Raw genomic sequence first — 258 nt, forward strand, 5'->3', positions numbered from 1 at the left:
GTGGCAAACCGATCAGCCCGAGATAGTGCACCGGGACGAAGACCACATAGGTGCCAACGAACGTGGTCCAGCAGTGAGTATGTCCCATCGTCTCGTCCAGTCTGCGTCTGGTCACCTTCGGATACCAATAATAGATCGCACCGAAGATGACGAGAATCGGCGCCACTCCCATGACCACGTAAAAATCCGCGACCACGAACATCTTGTCCTACATCGACACATCCACGACGCCCTTCCCCACACCCCCCCCCCCCCCCC

At 58.1% G+C, this 258-nt stretch carries 1 pseudogene; it reads right to left on the reverse strand.

Annotated features, from left to right (window positions below):
• Nucleotides 1-208, reverse strand: a pseudogene (locus ACPYOJ_RS35820) (cbb3-type cytochrome c oxidase subunit I); the annotation flags it as partial.
• Nucleotides 209-258 lie beyond the last annotated feature (50 nt).

This window comes from Rhizobium sp. SVR5-9E (genome assembly GCF_056755095.1).